At 68.9% G+C, this 16,800-nt stretch carries 17 protein-coding genes; 12 read left to right on the top strand and 5 right to left on the bottom strand.

From position 1 onward, the window contains the following. From ACN27J_RS16780 to ACN27J_RS16740, 9 genes are all read left to right on the top strand, one after another. The gene (locus ACN27J_RS16780; protein ID WP_421367264.1) at positions 1-297 is read left to right on the top strand and encodes a LysM peptidoglycan-binding domain-containing protein; all 297 of its coding nucleotides are present in this window, start codon (positions 1-3) and stop codon (positions 295-297) included. Then, positions 294-1,493, top strand: coding sequence for a phage late control D family protein (locus tag ACN27J_RS16775; RefSeq protein WP_421367263.1), 1,200 nt, complete (start codon positions 294-296; stop codon positions 1,491-1,493). The genes ACN27J_RS16780 and ACN27J_RS16775 overlap by 4 nt, the downstream gene beginning before the upstream one ends. Beyond that, the gene (locus ACN27J_RS16770; RefSeq protein ID WP_421367262.1) at positions 1,490-3,253 is read left to right on the top strand and encodes a baseplate J/gp47 family protein; all 1,764 of its coding nucleotides are present in this window, start codon (positions 1,490-1,492) and stop codon (positions 3,251-3,253) included. The genes ACN27J_RS16775 and ACN27J_RS16770 overlap by 4 nt, the downstream gene beginning before the upstream one ends. Next, the gene (locus tag ACN27J_RS16765; protein WP_421367261.1) at positions 3,250-4,356 is read left to right on the top strand and encodes a hypothetical protein; all 1,107 of its coding nucleotides are present in this window, start codon (positions 3,250-3,252) and stop codon (positions 4,354-4,356) included. Before ACN27J_RS16770 ends, ACN27J_RS16765 begins: the two co-directional genes overlap by 4 nt. Before the next feature lie 18 nt (positions 4,357-4,374). Next, a complete protein-coding gene (locus ACN27J_RS16760) occupies positions 4,375-7,158 on the top strand; it encodes a hypothetical protein (RefSeq protein ID WP_421367260.1) in 2,784 nt (927 codons plus the stop codon). 35 nt (positions 7,159-7,193) lie between these two features. Beyond that, positions 7,194-7,673, top strand: coding sequence for a hypothetical protein (locus tag ACN27J_RS16755; protein WP_421367259.1), 480 nt, complete (start codon positions 7,194-7,196; stop codon positions 7,671-7,673). Continuing rightward, positions 7,670-8,380: a GPW/gp25 family protein gene (locus tag ACN27J_RS16750; protein WP_421367258.1), complete on the top strand. Its 711-nt coding sequence runs from the start codon at positions 7,670-7,672 to the stop codon at positions 8,378-8,380. Before ACN27J_RS16755 ends, ACN27J_RS16750 begins: the two co-directional genes overlap by 4 nt. Before the next feature lie 2 nt (positions 8,381-8,382). Beyond that, the gene (locus ACN27J_RS16745; protein ID WP_421367257.1) at positions 8,383-9,018 is read left to right on the top strand and encodes a phage baseplate assembly protein V; all 636 of its coding nucleotides are present in this window, start codon (positions 8,383-8,385) and stop codon (positions 9,016-9,018) included. 93 nt (positions 9,019-9,111) lie between these two features. Beyond that, the gene (locus tag ACN27J_RS16740) at positions 9,112-10,479 is read left to right on the top strand and encodes a DUF4157 domain-containing protein (RefSeq protein ID WP_421367256.1); all 1,368 of its coding nucleotides are present in this window, start codon (positions 9,112-9,114) and stop codon (positions 10,477-10,479) included. A gap of 317 nt (positions 10,480-10,796) precedes the next feature. Here ACN27J_RS16740 and ACN27J_RS16735 read toward each other — a convergent pair whose 3' ends face one another. The 3 genes from ACN27J_RS16735 to ACN27J_RS16725 form a co-directional block, all read right to left on the bottom strand. Further along, the gene (locus ACN27J_RS16735; RefSeq protein WP_421372292.1) at positions 10,797-11,603 is read right to left on the bottom strand and encodes an SDR family NAD(P)-dependent oxidoreductase; all 807 of its coding nucleotides are present in this window, start codon (positions 11,601-11,603) and stop codon (positions 10,797-10,799) included. Positions 11,604-12,068: 465 nt separating this feature from the next. After that, positions 12,069-12,563, bottom strand: a complete 495-nt coding sequence (locus tag ACN27J_RS16730; protein ID WP_421367255.1) for a barstar family protein — start codon at positions 12,561-12,563, stop codon at positions 12,069-12,071. Beyond that, positions 12,553-13,467, bottom strand: coding sequence for a barstar family protein (locus ACN27J_RS16725; RefSeq protein WP_421367254.1), 915 nt, complete (start codon positions 13,465-13,467; stop codon positions 12,553-12,555). Before ACN27J_RS16725 ends, ACN27J_RS16730 begins: the two co-directional genes overlap by 11 nt. Before the next feature lie 70 nt (positions 13,468-13,537). Here ACN27J_RS16725 and ACN27J_RS16720 point away from each other — a divergent pair, with 70 nt between their 5' ends. Beyond that, positions 13,538-13,675: a hypothetical protein gene (locus tag ACN27J_RS16720; protein ID WP_278171881.1), complete on the top strand. Its 138-nt coding sequence runs from the start codon at positions 13,538-13,540 to the stop codon at positions 13,673-13,675. Between the two features lie 18 nt (positions 13,676-13,693). Here ACN27J_RS16720 and ACN27J_RS16715 read toward each other — a convergent pair whose 3' ends face one another. Continuing rightward, positions 13,694-14,770, bottom strand: coding sequence for a DUF6183 family protein (locus ACN27J_RS16715; RefSeq protein WP_421367253.1), 1,077 nt, complete (start codon positions 14,768-14,770; stop codon positions 13,694-13,696). A 214-nt stretch (positions 14,771-14,984) separates the two neighbouring features. Beyond that, positions 14,985-15,722, bottom strand: a complete 738-nt coding sequence (locus tag ACN27J_RS16710) for a VOC family protein (protein ID WP_421367252.1) — start codon at positions 15,720-15,722, stop codon at positions 14,985-14,987. A 194-nt stretch (positions 15,723-15,916) separates the two neighbouring features. On the opposite strand from ACN27J_RS16710, the gene ACN27J_RS16705 reads away from it, so the two are divergent. Then, positions 15,917-16,288: a hypothetical protein gene (locus tag ACN27J_RS16705; protein WP_421367251.1), complete on the top strand. Its 372-nt coding sequence runs from the start codon at positions 15,917-15,919 to the stop codon at positions 16,286-16,288. A gap of 181 nt (positions 16,289-16,469) precedes the next feature. After that, positions 16,470-16,775 carry a CU044_2847 family protein gene (locus tag ACN27J_RS16700; protein ID WP_421367250.1) on the top strand — a complete coding sequence of 102 codons (306 nt, stop codon included), beginning with the start codon at positions 16,470-16,472 and terminating at the stop codon, positions 16,773-16,775. Positions 16,776-16,800: the final 25 nt, after the last annotated feature.

The raw sequence follows: 16,800 nt of genomic DNA, 5'->3' as shown, positions 1-16,800 counted from the left end.
GTGACCGTGCTCTTCCCCGGTTCCCGGTACGCCACGACCCCGGTGGTGGCTCCCGAGGCCGCCGACGGCGTGGCCCGCCGGGTGCTCCAGCCCCGGGCCGTACCGCCGACCCCCGGCGTGCTCGAACACCTCGTGGTGCAGGGAGAACGCCTCGACCAGCTCGCGGGCCGGTTCTACGGCGACCCGAAGCTGTACTGGCTGATCCTCGACGCCAACCCCGAGGTGCTCGACCCGTTCACCCTGCTCACGCCGGGGCGACGGATCCGCATCCCACGGGACCGGACGGTCGGCCGGTGATCACGGAGACCGTCCGGGTGCGCATTGACGGCGAGCCCGAGCCCGACCTCGTCGCCGATCTGCTCTCCGTGGACGCGGAGGAGGACGTCGACCGGGCCGGAGTGTTCGCGCTGCGGTTCGCCGCCAGCCCGGCGGCGAACGGCCGGTGGTCCCACGTGGACGACCCGCGGCTGGGGGTCTGGCGGCGGATCAGCCTGGAGATCGGCTACGGCGACACCGTCGACACCGTCATCGACGGCTACGTCACGCACGTCGAGGCGGCATTCGACATCGACACCAGCGCGGCCTACGTCGAGGTGTCCGGCATGGACGCGAGTGCGGCCATGAACCTCGCCGAGAAGCGGATCGCCTGGCCGGACAAGCGAGACCACGAGATCGCCGTCGAGATATTCCGCTCCTACGGATTCAGCGCGGAGGTGCAGGATACCGTGACCCTGCACGAGCGGAAAGGCGACACGGTGGTGCAGGCCGACACGGACATCCGCTTCCTGCGCCGGCTCGCCGCCCGCAACGGGTTCGAGTGCCGGGTCCGTGGCGCGACCGGCGTCTTCCGCCCGCCGAACCTGACCGAGCCGCCGCAGCGGACGCTGGTGCTCTCCGGCGGAGCCGACGGAAACCTGGTCCGCTGCGCAGCGACGGTGGACGGCACCCCGGCGACCCTGGCCGAGATTCGCGCGATCGACCCGGTGGCCAAGAAGGAGGTGACGCGCTCGCTCGGCGCGTCCCCACAGCGGTCGCTCGGCGCGGCCAGCCTCACCGCCCTGCGCACCGGCTGGCCGCCGGGGCGGACACAGGTCCGCGGCGAGACCGGGACGTCCCGCCCGGAGCAGGATGCCCGGCTGCGGCAGGCGTACGGGGCGGCCGAGCGGTTCGTGACCCTCACCGGGGAGATCGACTCCCGGGCCTACCGATCGGTGCTGCGGGCCGGGCGGCTGGTGACCGTGCGTGGGATGGGCGAGAGCCACAGCGGGCTGTACTACGTCAGCCGGGTCCGGCACTCGGTCGCCGACAGCGAGTACCGGCAGACCTTCGAGGCGTACCGCAACGGGGTCGGCCTGACCGGCCGCGAGCAGTTCGGCCCCCCGCCACCGGCCCTGGTCGCGGCCGGTGGCCCGGTGCGCACGCGGCGCTCCGGCAACAGAGTGCTCCCACAACGACAGGCGACCTCAGTGCTCAAGGGAGGTGCCCCCCGATGACGGAACCCATCACCTCGTCCGGACCGGTCATCGACTACGTGACCAAGGACTACGACGGCTTCAAGCAGGCGATGCTCAGCCGGATCCCGCAGCTGCTGCCGGCCTGGACCGACCGGGGCGAGAGCGACTTCGGCGTGGTCCTGCTCGACCTGTTCGCCTACGTCGCCGACATCCTGAGCTACTACCAGGACCGGATCGCGAACGAGGCATACCTCGCGACCGCCACCCAACGCCGGTCGGTGACCGAGCTGCTGCGGCTGATCGGCTACCAGGTCGATCCCGGCCTGGCCGCGTCGGCGTACCTGCACGTGGACGTCGCCGCGGACGTCACCGTGACCGGCGACGCGCTGCCGTACCAGGTGACGACGGCCGCCCGTCCCGGGGAAGCGGACGTGACCTTCGAGGTCGACCGCGAGTTCACCGCACTGCTGCGCAACAACGCGGTCGCCCTCGCGCCGACCGCCGACCTGCCGGTGGGCGCGACCGGCACGCTGGTCCCGCGTGGCGGGCACGCACTGGCCGAGGGCGACCGCGTCTACCTGCAGGAGCGCGCGGAAGCGGACGGGCAGGCGCGGGTGCGCCGGTCCCCGATGCTGACCGTCACCGGGCTGCGCACCGTCTCCGAGGACGACGAGGAGATCAGCTGGATCCCCGCGCTGCCGGAGCGACTGCTGGCGTCGGCGACCGTGCTCAAGGGCAACAACGTGCTGGCCACCCATGGCGCCACCGTCGCCGACGAGCCGGTCTTCGTCAGCGACGGCACGGCGGGCCAGCGGTTCACCCTGAGCCGCACCCCGGTCACCCACCTGCTACGCACCGGCGAGGTGCGCTACCGGCGGTCCGCCCCGCAGGTCGAGCTCACCGTCGACGACGTGCCGTGGACGTTCGTGGAGACCCTCGCCACCAGTGGCCCGGCCGACCCGCACTTCACGACGTCGATCGACGACCAGGACGTGCTGACGATCGAACTCGGTACCGGCGCGCACGGCGCGGTCCCGCAGGCCGGCGCCCGGATCGCCGTCCGGTACCGGGTGGGCATGGGCACCAGCGGCAACGTCGGCCAGGACACGCTGACCGTCGCGGTGACCGCCGTCCCCGAGATCACCGGCGTCGCCAACCCGTTCGCCGCCACCGGGGGTGCCGGCCGCGAGTCGGTCGAGGATGCCCGGCTCGCCGGGCCCGGCTCGGTCATCACCCAGGACCGCGCGATCACCCTGACGGACTTCGAACTGCTCGCCGAGGGGTTCCCCGGGGTCGGCAAGGCGCGGGCCAGGGTCGGGCTGCGTGGGGGCTACAAGGTCGTGCAGGTTCGCATCGCCGCGGCGGACCCGGATACCCTTCCGCCGCCGCCGCCGTCCGACGAGCTGCGGGCCGCGGTCAAACAGCACCTCGAAGCCAGAATGCCGGTCAACCGCATGTCCGGGGTCGACGTGCTGGCCCCCGCCTTCGTGCCCGTGGACCTGGCCGTGGACGTACATGTCAAACCGGCGGCGTCCCGCGCCGCCGTGCTGGGCGAGGCCAGGTCCGTACTTGGTGACCTGCTGTCGCTCGCCCGGCAGGACTTCGGCCGCTCGCTGCGGGTCGGCGAGGTCTTCTCCGCCCTCTACCCGATCGCCGGCATCGACTACGTGGTACTTCGCCGGCTGCAGCGCCGCGACCGGCCGGTTGCCGAGGGTGTGCTCGCCGACGTGCCGATCGCCGAGCACGAGATCGCCTACCCCGGCCTGGTCACCGCCAACGCACTGGGCGGCCGGGTATGAGCATGGACATCGCCGCGCTGCTGTACGACGCGCTGCCCGGGCTCTACCGCGACCAGGACACCCGAGGCGAGCTGCGTGCCTTCCTCACCCTCACGGCGGAACCACTCGCCGAGCTGTACGACTCGGTCGCGACCCTGCGCGACGACCTGTACGCCGCCACCTGCCGCCCGGAGTTCATCGCCCTGGTCGGCTCGCTGGTCGGCGCCGAAGTCGACACGGGAGCACCGGACCGGGAGCAACGCGCTCAGGTCCTCGACAGCCTCAGGTCCTACCGGGACAAGGGCACCGCCGACGAGCAGCTGCGCCGTGCCGAACGGATCTCCGGTTGGCTTGTGCACCTCGTCGACGGTTCGGACCGTTTGGTCCGGTTGCCGCTGCTGAACGATCCTGACCGGGGCCCGGACCGGCCGGTGACAGTGGACGTCCGCGACCTCGATGCGATTCACCGGATCGGCCGGGTCGACGACGACGTGCCCTACACCGTGGACGTCAGCTCTCCCCGGCACGCGACCGACCGCGTCGGCCGGGCCAACCATGACGCACAGATATTCTTCTGCGTCCCCGCCGTGGTGCACACCGGGCGCCGCCCGGCCCGCCTGCCAGCCGCCCCCGTCGCGTTCACCTTCGCCGACCACGACGACGGCGAGTTCTCACTCCTCGACGGCTTCGAGGGGTCCCCGCTGACCAGGGCCGCACTGGCCGCAGACCTGGCGGCGTTCGCCGGCACCCGGCGCGGCTTCGCCTTCCGTATTCGAGGCACCGACAGCGGCGCCCCGGTCGTCGCGACCGACCTCAGCGATCCGTCCGACCCGCGACGGTTGGACGGGGAGCCACTGATCTTCGTCGGCACCGAGGTCGCGGTCGACCCGGAGACCGGCCGGTTCCTGGCCGACCTGGCGGCACTGGGCACCCGGGACGGTGAGTTCACCGTCGACTACCTGCGTGCCACCGATCCCGATCCCGCAGCGGAGGTGCGGACGTTTGCCGGCCTGACCGCCGGTCTGGCCCGAGCCGTGCCTGCGGCGACCGTCGCCGTCGTCACCGACGCCCGGATCCACCGCTCCAACCCCGCTGCGGTGCTCCTGTCTTCGAACGACGCCTGATTCGAAAAAGGAACGACATTGTCCAGCTCGATCTCTCGCGACAGCTTCCGGGAACCGAAGAACTACCTCGGCGTGCACTTCCAGCAGGGCCGCCCCATCCTCGACGCCGACCTCAACGAGGCCCAGACTGTCCTGCGTTCGATGGTCAACCGGGGCGTCCACCACATGGCTGGCGACGGCAGTCCGAACCACGGCTTCGCCATTGAACAGATTCGCCCACCGCTGCGCCTTCCGAACCCCCTGGATGACCCACGGCGAATCCGGAGAAGCCCGGACGACTACACCTCCGAGGTACTCGACTACGCCATGCAGTACGCGTTTCGCCGGACGGGTTTCTTCCTCACGGTCCCCGGTGATCCGCTGGAGGAGTTCACGCCGGCCGAGTTCACAGCGTCCCAGGGCCGGGCGCGGGTCAGCCACGACCGCCCATACCAGGGTGATGGTTGCCTGCGCGTGTCGGGGCACACCGGATCGGTCACGGTCTCCCAGAAGCTCGACAGCGACCTCGATCTGTCCGCATACGATGTGGCCACCTTCCGGTACCGGCTCAACCGTCCGGTGGCCGGGATCATTCGCTTCTTTCTGCGGGACGACAAGAACAACCGCACGTCCTGGCCCTGCCAGACCCCGTTGTCCTTCCCGACGGACACCTGGCTGGCGGGGGCGGTCGACTTGGCTGACGGTCGGTTCCACATTCTTGATGAGCCGCTGCCAGCGCTCCGCGTCGGTCAGAGCTTCACCACATGGATCGTCGCCAACAGCGGACCCACCGAGTTCACCACTCTGCCCACGTGGAAGCTTTCCGGCAAGGACTTACCGCCGTGGATCCACATCCTCACCGCGGAAAAAGGGAGCGGACGAACGTCGCGCGCTTTGATCGTCTTCCAGCCGAAAGACGTCGGCACCTTCTCCTTCGACCTGACGGCCGTTGACGGAGAGAACCGAGCCGCCACCCGATCACTGTCGATCACCGTCCTGGACGAACACTGGGACGGAGGGTTCCCATCCCACGGTGCTTACCATGACACGAGTCAGTACTGGTCGAACCCGGCGGTAGTCAACCAGTCGCCGCAAGGCACGACCACCGACCTGACCGCCATCCGGGAGTACGGCTTCGAGCTCTACCAGGCGGACGAGCCGCTGGTCTGGGATCTCGACGACCTGCGGCTGGGCGGAGCAGACCTGCTGGCGGAACGAGGCAAGAACGACTTCGTCATCCGCGGTTCCGATATCGCCAAGCACGTCCGTCGGGCGAGCCTGTTCAGCACGCTGCGGGACGAGGACGGCTCCTACCACAGGCCGTCCCAAAGTCTGGCAGCCCCTTTCGACGCCTTGTCCCTGGGGGATCCGCACAAGCTGCAGGCAGAGCTCGACTCCGTACTGGTCGCGGCTGCGGGGGCGGCTGACGGTCCGGGGCGCTTCTATCTCGCCGGTCTGCCGTGCGTGCAGGCCGAGGACATCCTCTACAGCGACCAGGCGGACCCCAACGACGAACCGCTGGCCCCGCCGAAGGAAGGGCATACCCGCCGCGACGAGGTCTACCTGGACGCCTGGACCGAGCCGGTCACCTACGTGCAGGATCCGGCGATCCGCGAGGTGGCGCTCGGCGGGCCGGACACCAGCGCCAGGGAGCAGGTCCGGCACCGGGTCCGCGTAGCCCAGGGCGGTCGCACCCCGACCGGCGACGGGATGGGCTCCGGCACGCTGGCCACCGAGGGCACTTACACGGCCGCCGCGAACCGGCTATACCGGGTCGAGATCGACCTGGACGGCGACATCGGCACCGCGACCTTCCGCTGGTCACACGAGAACGCCTCGGTCATTGCCCGGGTCATCGACGACGTCGCCGCGGACTCGACCGGAGTGGTCGTGGAGGACGCGAGCGCGTTCCACCCCGGCGACCTCGTCCTGTTGCGTACGGAGTTCCGCGCGGAGCGGCACGAGGTGTCCCAGGTGAGCGGCAACGAGATCACGCTTGCCGCCTCGGTCGGTGACGAGTTCTCCGTCACCGACCGGCCGATGGTCCAGCGGTGGGACGGCTTCGGTGTCACCATCGCCGCCGACCCCGACGACGGCATGGTCTCCGCGTCGATCCCGCTGCACGACGGGATCCGGATCCGGTTCGGTGGCCACAGCATGCGCGCCGGCGACTTCTGGACGTTCACCACCCGATACCTGGCCGACGACGCTCGCACCCGAACCGACGCGACCACCCGCATCGAACGACTCGCCTTCGCCCGGCCTCAGGGGGTGCGTCACCACTATGCCCCGCTCGCCACTTTCATCCGCCACGGCGTCCTGCCCGACCGGGACCACATCACCGACATCGAAGATCTGCGACCGACGCTGGGCGGCACAACGCGAGCCGCCGATCTGCCTCAGACTTCGACCACCGGCACCCAGAGAGTGCATTTCGGCGACGTCCGGCTACCGGCTTCCTCCCGCCGGAACAAGTACCTGATCATCCTGTCCGGATGGTTGTCGGGAGGCGGAGGTGGCTCCGTGACAATCGATGCCGTGGGCTACACGGACGAGATGACCGACCCGGAGACCAACCCCGAAATTGGGCGGGTCCTGACATGGAGTGAGTCCTTCACCAACGGGGCCGCAAGGACCCCGGTCTTCATGACGATATTCACCCACACCAGATTCGACTCCGGCAGCCCTTACGGGACCCACGCTTCGGTCGGCCCACAACGGTTGCCCACGTCTGTGCAGTTCTTCGCAAAATGGTCCCAGTCTGCCTCCGCCGGCGAAACCCGCACGCTCAAGGCCAGGGCGACAGTCATTGAACTGCACTGACGATCGTCGAACGGGAGCCAGGAAACGGAGACACGATGAGCCAAGACGACCCGGGCGTCGTCGGCCGGCCCACGCCGCCGCAGGGCGCCCTGACAGCCGCCCAACGCCCGACCACCGCCAAGCCCCCCGCCCCCACGCCCGTTCAGCATGTCGAACGGCTGCCGCTGGTGGTCCCGGTCCGGGACTTCGACAACCCTGACGGCGTCAACCTGAAGGACGTCCTGGCCGCCGCACAGTCGGTGGCATCCGCCGTCAGCGATCTCGCCGTCCTCGGTCGCACCCTCACTGTCTTCAGCGACCGTCCGCTCGAGTCGGCCGAACGCAGCGAACTCGCCGCCCTGCTGGCCGACAGCACCCGGCTGGCCCGGCTGGCCCGGCCGAAGGTGGCGGCAACGACGGCCGCCGACCCCATCCAGCTGCTCCTCGACGAGACCACCGACGACCAGACATGGCTGCGCGCGTTCCGGCGGTACGCCGTCACCCATCTGATCCCGCGTGAGGGGAAGCAGGAGTGAGCGCCCTCGCCTCGGCGGCCGACCTGGCCGGCACCCACCTCGGCGGCGGCCGGATCCGGCTGACCTGGACCTACCCCGACGACCCGGTCACGCACGGGGTCACCTTCGACGTCTACTCCGGAGCCGACCCGCTTGACCCACTGCGCCGCCTGCACGCCTCCGGCGATTCGGCACTCGCCGTCGAGCTGGCCGGTTTCGCCGACGGGACCGTCTACCTGACCGTGGTGGCCCGTGGCGGCGACCGGACCGCGCTGCCTGCCCGGATCCTGCCGCTGACCGTGCGCCTGCCCACGGATTCGGTGGCGCTCAGCCCGCCCGCCGGCGGAACGGACCAGCCGGCCGGGCTGGGGTTCCCGTTCCGGATCGGCGCGGGCGGTGGGGTCCACGCCGACACCGGCGACCCGCTGCTCCGCGGTCGGATCATGCAGCTGCTGCTGACCGCGCCGGGTGAGCGGGTGAACCTGCCCGAGTACGGAACCCGCCTGCGGGACCTGGTCTTCGACCCGAACAACGAGGTCCTGGCCGCAGCGACCGAGTTCGCCGTCGCGAGGGCGCTGATGCGCTGGCTCGGTGAACAGATCCAGGTGGATCGGGTGCAGGTGCACTCCGACGGCGCGGAGCTTTCGGTCGACATCCTGTACCTGCGCAAGTCCGACCTGCGGACCGAACGGCTGCGGGTGGGCGTGCCGGTTCTCGCGGCGAGGTGAGTATGGACGGCGAGAGCAGCTACCAGGAGTGGGCGGAAGGCCGGTACTGGGGCAAATACCGCGGCTTCGTCGCTGACCGCGACGATCCGGAGAAGCTGGGCCGGCTGCGGGTGCGGGTGCCGAGCCTGCTCGCGGACGCGCAGACCGGCTGGGCCTGGCCGTCGGTGCCGCACCCCGGCCTGTTCATGCTGCCGGCCGTGGGTGACCTGGTCTGGGTCGAGTTCGCCGAGGGCGACCTGCAGCATCCCATCTGGACCGGATGCGGCTGGGGCAGGCCCGGCGGCACCAGCGAGGTCCCGCCGGAGGCACTCGGCGCCTACGCCGACACGGCCGTGCTGCGCACTCCGGCCGGCAACGCCGTGATCCTCTCCGATGCCAAGGGCGGCGAGAAGATCACCGTCAGGTCGGCGAACGGATGCGAGATCGTGCTGGACACCGCCGCGAACCGGGTGACCATCAGCGCCGGCGAAGTCGTGATCAGCACCGGGGGTGCCGTCCAGGAACTGGCCACGAAGGCGTTCGTCGAGCAGACCTACGCGACGCACAGACATCTCGTCACCGCGCTGGGCGCACCCACCGAGGCGCCGACGCCCATCCCGAACCCGAACGCCCTGACCAAGGTGCTGAAGGCGGAGTGACCGGTCACAGCACCTCACACCAACCAGCAGGGCGCCGTGCGGCCGACCCGGACTGCTCAGCTGGCCACCAGCTTCCGACGGAAGGAAACTTGGATGTCGTCGATACACGGTACGAGACCCACTGCTGCCCGGACACCGGTTGGGGCAGCGTCATCGACGCCCTCTGTCCTGGCCCGCGGACCGGCCGGCTCACGAGGAGCCCTGCTGGCGTTGCACCGCCGATACGGCAACCGGCGGGTGCAGTCGGTGATTCAGGCGAAGCTGTCCGAGGGTTCCCTTGAGCGACCCGCCGCTGGTGGCTCCGGAACCAGCGGCGGCCGAGCTCTGCCGGAGGGGATTCGATCCTCGATGGAGGAGGCGCTCGGCAGAGACCTGTCAAGCGTCCGCGTTCACGAAGACAAACGCGCCCTCAGCATGAACGCGTTGGCGTTTACGCGGGGAAACCACATCCACTTCGCGCCGGGCCACTACCGACCGTGGACCCGTCAGGGCGAGGAAGCCTTGCGCCACGAGATCGTCCACGTAGAACAGCAGGCCGAGCGGCGTGTCCCCGTTACTGGGCGGTTGCGAGGCGTGGGGCTCAACGACGATCCTCAGCTGGAGCGCGACGCCGACGAGCGAGGCCGCCGGGCCGCACGGGCGGAAGGCTTCCATACCCGTGAGTCACCACTGGCGCCCAAGCCGCCACTGGATACAGGTCCGTTGCATGCGACGCGCCTGGGCGATGCTGCCCCGAAAGAACTCGCGCCACTACCCTTGTCGACCGATAGTGCCGCTCCCATTCAGCGTATCACAATGAAAGACTTCAATGAAGTTGCCGATGATGTTGAATACATCCTCCATCAATGGGATGGCAGATACATTATCGGCGGCAGCTATGCCTTTGCTCGCCAAGGTGGCCACGCCAACTACAGGCGGGACGGCGGAATCGGGGACGACCCGAATCTGATTCGGTTCCCCGAAGACTTCGACCTCTGGTTCTTCGCATCTGATGAACTGGACGAAGCTAGAAAGATCATGCTCGACACAAAAATCGGTGGCGAGAGCCTTTTTGTCTTGAAATATCCTGACAGGCCGCGGGTTGATGACCAAACGGACTCGGCGGAGTTCGGGGACGATCTCTCAGAGGGATCTCTTGGTTCGGGAGGCGGCTCCGACGGTACGTTCGCAAGTGGGACCCGGAGCCCTGTGATCCACAGAAGGACAGAGATCGAAATCGACATGTCGACCCTGGCGGGCACGAAATTTGCCACATTCCCTGATGTTACGGGAATCGCGCCTGTATCGCTGCTCCTTGCTGGTGCCCTGGACCGCGACGATTTTCTAAAACAGGATCATGACCTCATTCGGGACTTGATTAGGGTCCGATTCTTGCGTAAGGAATTTATTGGGAAAATCTTGACCTATGTGGTGCAAGATAGGCGCGCAGATGTGACCGAGCTCTGGAATTCGTTCTTCTGAAGGGCGCGATCCGGTTCGTAGGTCTCCGCCGGACCCTTCAGCGCTACCGGCGACGGTCCTGGTGGCCCGGGGTGGCGTTCCCAGCCGGCAGTGTGGCCGTGTCGCTGGTACAGGCCGGTGTGTCGGCGAGTGGTCCGGCGGCCGGCCCGGTTCACCGACCCGGCCCCGGCGGGGGCGATCCTGTACGCCGTACCGGTGGGGCGTGCCTGCCTGCTCGGCTACCTCCGGTAGGCAACCGCCGTGCCGCCGCTCATCGTCGGCCGCCTGCACCCCAGGTTCGGCGGACGACTCCCACCTCTGCGCCGTAGGCGGGTTTCTCACCGCCGTTGACGGGGCAGCAGTGCGTCGACGCCGATCGCGCGTGCCGTACGTTCGTAGACCAGGGTCGTCAGGTCGGGGTCGAGGGCCGGTTTCGGTGGTGTCACGCTGGCGCCCTTGGTGAAGAGGCCGCCGTTCGGGGTCGGGGCCACTGTGGCCGTCGCGAGTAGGACCGGTGTGTGGGCCGCCTTCTGCGGCGTCTGGGCGAACAGGCCGCTGACCGACGACACGGCCTTGAGCAGGCCGCCCGCTTTGGCGTTGAAGCCGGTCTTGATGACGCCGGGGTTGGCGCTGTAGGCGTTCATGCCGGCTGGAAGCCTCGCCGCGAGTGCGGCAGTCGTCATCAGGCTGATCAGCTTTGCGGTGCCGTACACCGTAAGTTGCGAGAACCTGTCGCGCCAGGAGTTTCCGGTGACGTCAGGGTCGTCGACATCGAGGCGTCCCCGGCTCACGAGGTCGCTGGAGATGTTGATGATGCGCGCGTCTGGGGCGAGCCGGTCCTCGGCCAGCAGGAGATGGGTCAGGTGGAAGGGCGCCAGGTGGTTCAGGGCGTGGGTTCGCTCGATGCCATCGGCGGTCTGCGAGAAGCGCGGAAAGGCCGCCCCGGCGTTGTTGATCAGTACGTCGACGGGCCCGACGGTGTCGCGCAGCCGTCCGGCGAGGGTGCGGACGTCGTCGCGGTCGACCAGGTCGGCAGGTAGCGCGTGGACTGTGCGGCCGTGGGCGTCCGCGGCGAGGGCATGCCGGGTGGCCGCAGCGCTGGGCGCGTCGCGGGTGACGGCGACGATGTCGAATCCGGCCGCCAGCAGGTGCCGGGCCGTGGCCTGCCCGAGGCCGCCTGCCGCGCCGGTGATGACGGCGGTGAGGGTGGGGTGCCGTTACCGGGGACAACGAATGACTCGTCGTCGCCTCGCGCGCCAGCGCTGGTGATGTCTCCGCTGCGCACCAACTCCCGGATCGCCGCAGTCATCGTTGGTACGCCCGGTTCAGGCACGATGAGCTGGTCGACTGCCCAGAAGTAGCTGCCGTTCGCGACCTCCCCTGTTTTCCTCCACCGAGCCGACAGGCGGCCGACCTCATCGACGGTGAAGATCGTCAACGACCAGGTGGAGCCGTCGGGAAGGTCGACGAACACGTCGACAGAGGCCACCCCGTCTACGGTGTCCGTGCCTGGGTCGAGAAGGAACCGTGCCACGAAAGTCGGCTCGGTGACGGTGGTGTACGGATCGCCGGTGCCCATGGACGCCAATCATGGCCTACCGCCGGGGTCGTCAGCGCGTTTCGTGAAGTGCCTGGTCGACGGCATGTCGCAGTTGTACTGCCTCGTCGTCGTGGTCACAGAGGAGCAGCACGGTGAATGGGACGGCCACCCCCTCCGGTCTGTCGCCCGCGCCGGACCAGTGGCGAACTACCTGGGCGAGGATGCGGAAGAGTGTGCGCTGGTCCAGGGCGCTGTCCGGCAGCAGCTGGTGCGCGTTGTCGACGATCACCAGGTAGCCGTCCGCCGGCAACCAGCGCAGGTCTCTCAGACAGTCCGACAGCGGGTCCCGGTTCCAGCCGAAGTAGCTGGGGAAGAGCAAGGCATCCGAAAAGTCGTAAAAGACCTGCTTGGCATCGGTGAGTCTCATGCCGTCAAGGCGGGCCACCACGAATCTGCCGGACGCCGGAAGCACCGCGGCCAACTCCACTAGGGATTCACGCTGGCAGACCACGAGCGGATCGCCGAGGCAGAGCCGCATTTTGCCGCTGCGCGATTCAGCGCACATGGACGTCGATCCCATCCTCGGTGAGCCAGTGCAGGAGCTGCCCGAAATCCGGGTCGCCGGCTGGGGTGGGCGGGCTCAGGCGCTCCTGAGCCACAGCCGAATGCCGCCAGACCAGCTTGAACGGCACTGCGGCTCCCCAGCCACCTCGCGCGCAGTCGTGGAGTGCGTCGGCGTTCGAGCCGAAGTAGCCGCCCGGCCCGTTGATTGCCTCACCGAGAGCGCAGTAGAACCCTTCGACGTCGGTGACGTTCCGCCCGTCGAGTTCGTAGGTGGTGCCGGCTGGCTTGTCAGCGGCGTCGTACCGGTGGTGGGCAAACGTCGTCACGGTCCACTGGTGACGGAGAGGGCGGTCGTAGCGTACCCAGTGACCGCGTTCGGTCGGTCGGCCGGAGCGCCAAAGTGCCCAGATTTGGCGTGCCCCGCCGGGCACTGGGTCGGTGATGGGGGTGTCGAGGGTTACATCGATCAGTCCGTCGCCCAGCGCAGACGGACGGACTGCCGCCACCGACCCATGGACGTAGGCTCCCGGCACGTGGGTCGCGCTGCCGTCGTCTGCCACGCTGGCGATGGAGGCACGGATTCGGCGACGCCACGCCGCCCCACCAGGGTTGCCGATCCCGCGAGCCAGCGCGTCCAGCGCACGCTCTAGCGGTGGCGTGGGCTGGCATCCGATGAGTACTGCCGGCCGGGCCGTCGCCAGGGAGGCTGGCCCGCTGTCGTCGAACAGCCCGTCGATGTCGACGCAGGCGGCGATGGTCTTGCCCGGATCGTCTTCGTCGTCGTCGACCAGCAGCCAATGAGGCGGGAGCGTATCGTGCCAGAGCCGCAGCAGTTCACCAGGCTTTCCGCCGCCACGAAACATGGAGTGAGCCCTTCTGCGTAACGTCGCGAACACGTAGCGCATCTCTGTCGAACTTCCTACCGATGGGCTCGACCGCTTCGCCGACGACCCCGTTGCTACGGTGCGGCAGGCGATGGCGAGCAGCCCTCGCCTGCCAGCAGCGCGGATCACCGCGCTTCTCGACGATCCCAAACCGGTTGATGCCTCCGCAGCCAACCCGGCCCTGACTATCGACCAGCACCACATCCTGGACCGGCTCAACGTGGGCTGATTGGCGCTCGTCGGTGGATCAGTCGGTGTCGCTGGCAGCCAGTACCGCCAGTCGCCGCCGGTCCGGTGAGACCACCGCCAGGCCGATATCCCAGGCGATACGGTCGAACCACGCGGTGGAGCCGGCGAACGAGTACCACGAGCAGTGATGCGCCAGCGCCTCGACGTCACCGACCGGTGCTCCATGCGGAGCGCCGACCAGCGCCGCAACCGACCGCCACGCCAGCAACCGTCCGTACGCTCCGAACTCGCCACGGTTGTACGCGCCGCCGGTCGACGCCGCTGAGAACAACTGCCGCCACGCCTGCGGCGGCGAGTATGTGCCGAGCCCAGTCGTCATGCCCTGGGTGCACTCCAGATCGATGCTCAGCAGCGCATCGCCGACGGCGTCCGGCGGGAGGTCGTCGTCGAACGCGAACGTCCGTGCCTCGATACGGCCGTTGGATTCCTCGGCCCAGTTGTCGACCGCCGCGCTCAGCGAGACCGCCTCGTCGGAAGCGGTCGTCTCCTGCCAACGAGGAACAGCGCCATGCCCGTGAACAGGCTCCGCTGCCATGGCTGGTAGGTCCTGGCTTTCCCCTCCGATGTGGTACCGGGGACGGCTGGGGTGCCCTTCGATCGGAGTCAACGACAACGGCAGCCAGCCGAGCGGGTGATGGCGCCAGTGCGGCGAGACAGCCCACGGGTGATGCACATCGGCACCACGCAACACCAGTTCCTGCAGCAGGCAGGCCCGCAGTTCCTCCGACCCGTCCGCATCGAATACGACGCCCAGGTCGGCGACGGTGTGGGCCGAAGCGAGCAGCGACGCGGCGTACCGGACCTGGTGGCGGTCCTGCACGACGGAGATCAACCGTACGGCCTGGTCGATCACCCCTGGCGTCAGCGCCAGCAGCCGCAGCGTCCGATCGAACACGCTGCGGTACTGCCACGGTGCCGTCGTATCGCCCCCGTACCTGCGCCACACCGCGATGCCGAGGTCCGCGACGAAGCTCGCGTCGCCGGCCCGGAGACGCTTCTCGGCGAGCGCCAGGACTGCCGTCACGTCGCCCAACTCGGCGAGGCCGGCCACGATGCTCCGGGGATCGTCATCCACGCCGAGGACTCTAGCCAGCGATCACCCGCTGCACCGGACGGGCAATCGGCGTGGGCCCGAGTAGGAGCGGGAGGGCCTGCGGCAGCTGGCCTCGTATGGCGGCGCGGCGAGAGTGAGCTGTCGCAACCAGCCGGCCACGGCTGCGGCCTCTCGGGCCTCCCCCAGTCGAGGGAACGATCCGGTACGCCGTACGGGCCGGTGCGCCACGGCGGGGTCAGGCTGGGGTGAGGAGGCAGAATTCGTTGCCTTCCGGGTCGGTGAAGACCTTCCACGGGATGTCGCTTCGGCCGAGGTCGACGGGGGTGGCGCCGAGCGCCCGCAGCCTGGCCGCTTCGGCTTCGAGATTGTCGTCCGGGTACGGGCGGACGTCCAGGTGGACGCGGTTCCAGCCGACTTTCGCATCCGGCGTACGGACGAACTCCAGGTACGGGCCGACGCCGGCGGCGGAGCGCAGCCTCGCGGTGTCGTCGGTCACCTCGTGCAGGGTCCAGTCCATGGCTTCACTCCAGAAGCGGGCCATGACTCGCGGGTCGCCGCAGTCGACCACGACCGCGGCGATCGGCCCGGTGTCCAGGTAGATCGGCCGGGGTTCCAGCACGCAGAACTCGTTGCCTTCCGGGTCGGCCAGGACGGTCCACGGCACGTCGCCCTGGCCGATGTCGACGGGGGTCGCGCCGAGCTCCTTCAGCCTCGCCACCAGTGCTGCCTGATGGGCTGCCGAGGTGGTGCCGAGGTCGAGGTGTACGCGGTTCTTCACCGTCTTGGGTTCGGCAGACATGACGAGGTCGATGCAGACGGCGACGGGGTCGGGGTAGACGAAGCCCTCGGGTTCGAGGTTGGTCACGCCCGGCCCCTCGCTGGAGACTTCCCAGCCGAGGACCGCCGCCCAGAAACCACCCAACGCGGAGTCGTTGCGAGCCTTCATGTTGATCTGCACCAGCCGCGTCGCCACGCCGACGATGCTAGACGGCGTGCACGCAGGACAGACAGATCGCTGGACGGCGGTTCGGTGAGGTCATGCGGGCTGTCCGGATTGGGCTACCCATCGCCGTGCTGTTCATGGTCGCCAGCGCCACGGCGGTCGCCGTGCCGCTGATACGGGCTAGCGTGTCAGCCAGCGCGCCGGACGGTCGGCCGGCTGCGACTGTGGAGCAGTTCGTGTGCGCGCAGGTGGCGTCCAGCGTCGATGACTACTGCGGTCGTATCGTGGAGGATCTTGGCCGGCATGCGCCGGTGACCGACGACGATCGGGTAGCGGCGCTGCCGCGCCGGCAGGCGGTGCTGACGGTTTGTCTGCGAGCTTGGCGCGGATTGTCCTGGGCCGTTGGAGCACTGTCGGCTCCCGGCCACCACGGCGGAGGCGGTGCGGCAGACGCTGATCGCTGCCGGCTTCAACGACCCGGCGGTACGGCCGTCCGGGCCGGGCGTGCCTGCCTGCTCGGCTACGTCCGGTCGGAAACCGCCAGGCCGCCCCTCATCGTCGGTCGCCTGCCCGACGACGCCTGCCTGTCGCTGTAGCAGGCGAGCATCTGACCGTGCTCCTGCCCGGGTAACGGTGAATGATGGTTGTCGCCATGATCACTTGACTCGGCTCAGCCTTGCGATGTCGGAGTTCTGACCGACTTCCGGCTCGATCAGTGACCGATCAGGATGAAGAATGGTGACATCGGCGCGGAACGAATCATGGTGAGGCACCATAGTGGATAAACTGGATCCAAACACTCGTGTACAGGTCGTGGAGTTGCGCAGTGGTCGAGAGATCAGCTGGAGCGACGGGCTGACGGAGCGGCTGGGTGAGCGCGTCGACGATGTGCGTACGGCCGTTGTCGACGGAGTTCGGGCTGTAGCGGAGAGCCTGCCGGACATGGCTTCGGTCGACGGCTGGAAGCTGACCGAGGTTTCCGCCACCTTCGGTGTCGCGCTCGTCGCCGAGGCGGGCGTCGTGCTGAGCAAGGCGTCGGCCGAGGCGACGTTCGAGGTGACCGTCACTTTCCAGCGCGCCTGACAGCCGCGCACTCGATAGCCGCGCA

The sequence above is a fragment of the Solwaraspora sp. WMMB762 genome (genome assembly GCF_049179115.1).
In the GTDB taxonomy this organism is placed as follows: Bacteria; Actinomycetota; Actinomycetes; order Mycobacteriales; family Micromonosporaceae; genus Micromonospora_E.
The sequence above is the reverse complement of the archived record's forward strand: the minus strand, read 5'-3'. Positions and strand labels throughout refer to the sequence as shown.